At 50.1% G+C, this 1,785-nt stretch carries 1 protein-coding gene; it reads right to left on the minus strand.

Annotation, left to right across the window (positions count from 1 at the left end; all coding sequences use genetic code 11):
* Nucleotides 1-27 precede the first annotated feature (27 nt).
* The gene (gene pdxR, locus AC1DWB_RS34520; protein ID WP_477545589.1) at nt 28-1,470 is read right to left on the minus strand and encodes a MocR-like pyridoxine biosynthesis transcription factor PdxR; all 1,443 of its coding nucleotides are present in this window, start codon (nt 1,468-1,470) and stop codon (nt 28-30) included.
* Between the last annotated feature and the right edge of the window lie 315 nt (nt 1,471-1,785).

Below are 1,785 nucleotides of genomic sequence, written 5' to 3' on the forward strand. Positions count from 1 at the left end.
CATATATTCATGGTACGCGGTTTTTTCTTACCGCTGGCCAAGCGTCAGGCGCAAGGCTTCGGCGAATTTCTTAACTCCGCGTTCGATATCTTGAAGAGGAGGCCTGGCATACGTGAATCGAACATAACCAGCTTCGGAGCCGTACACACTCCCTGGTACGAAGAGAACGCCTTGTTTGATTCCCTTCTCCAGCAATTCGATATCGTTAACTGTTTTGTTTATTTTGCACCAGAGATTCAAGCCTCCGAGTGGCAAGTCGAACACAATCTCTTCGGCAAGCTCCTTGACCAGAGCATCCGCGAGCAAATCCCTACGGTGTTGCAGAGAAACGCGTAGTCGGTCCAAATGGCGATCCAAATCGCCCGAGTTCAAAAAGTGCGTAGCAATCCATTGGGGGAATATGCTTATGCCAAAGTCCATTTGTTGTCGGGCATCTGCCAGACGATGGATCACTGACTGAGGGGCGACCATCCAACCGATTCTAAGACCGGAGGCCACAATCTTAGAGAGCGATCCGACATATAACACCGTTCCGCTCTGATCCTGCGTTTTTAACGGCATTGGCGGATTGGTCTCAAGGGAAGTTAGACTGAAAGGATCATCTTCGACGATCGGGATGCCCAACTGTTCGCAACAGGAGAGGATTTCCAACCTCCGGGCTGCCCCCAGAACCGTCCCAGTGGGGTTCTGGTAGTTCGGATTCAAGAACACCATACGGATCCGGTGCTGACGATATAGCGCTCTAATCGCCTCCGGGTCTACACCGTGCTTGTCCATATGTAATCCGAATAGACGCAGGCCAGCGGATTGAAACATCGGCAGCGAATAGCAATAAGACGGATTCTCAATAGCAATGGCATCGCCCGGGCTAAGCAGACATTGCGTGATCAAGTATAGGGACTGTTGAGATCCCGACGTGATGAGTATGGATTCATCGGTTGCTTGAATATGGCGGTGCTCCCGTAGAAACGAAGTCAAGGCTATTCGAAGAGGGACGTATCCTTGCGGATCGCCATAGCCTAGTGCCTCTTGAAAGGCATGCTTCCTCAGTGTATCCTGGATAGCATCATTCGGGGACAGCTCCGGCGCGAGTTCGCCGCTAGCTAAGTTTATGAGATTCTCTCCACTTTGAATACTTTCCCGAATCCTACGCATGAACGGTAAGTTCGGTAAAAAGGTACCGCCCTCCACGTAGCGATTCCAATTCGGCGTGGGGGAGGGAGCCATGCCCCATATGTGTTTGGTGACCCGGGTGCCGCTGCCGACTGTGCTTTCGATCATACCCGAAGCGCGAAGTTCGTCGTAGGCTTGTACCACCGTACTCCGATTGATACCGTACTGCTCCGCTAACTTCCGTTCAGAGGGAAGCACGCTACCCGTAGGCAGCTCGCCTATTGAGATTCGTTGCTCGATATGTTCCGCTATTTGCCGATATAACGATTTATTGGAGTTGCGATCCGGCTTCCACATGGGTCGACACCACTTTCCTAGGTTAATCCATAACATCGTATTCAGTGTATCAACAACAAAGAAAGAATGGGGGACTCGAGTTGGGAGACTCCGTGACGATTTTGTTTCATTTTCATGAAAAATGGATGGGTGGATTACCGTCCAATTGGATGGTCTCATTTGGAGGTTGTCCTACTATGATGAATTTACACAATAGAGGCTCATATTGAAGGAGGACAAATCCAATGCTAACCATTTCTGTAATATCCATAGCGGTTGTGTTACTCATTGCCATCGCAGCGACCATAGCGGTGGGGATGTCCAAGGAGAATAAAG

Source organism: Paenibacillus sp. P4_E11, from assembly GCF_056401635.1.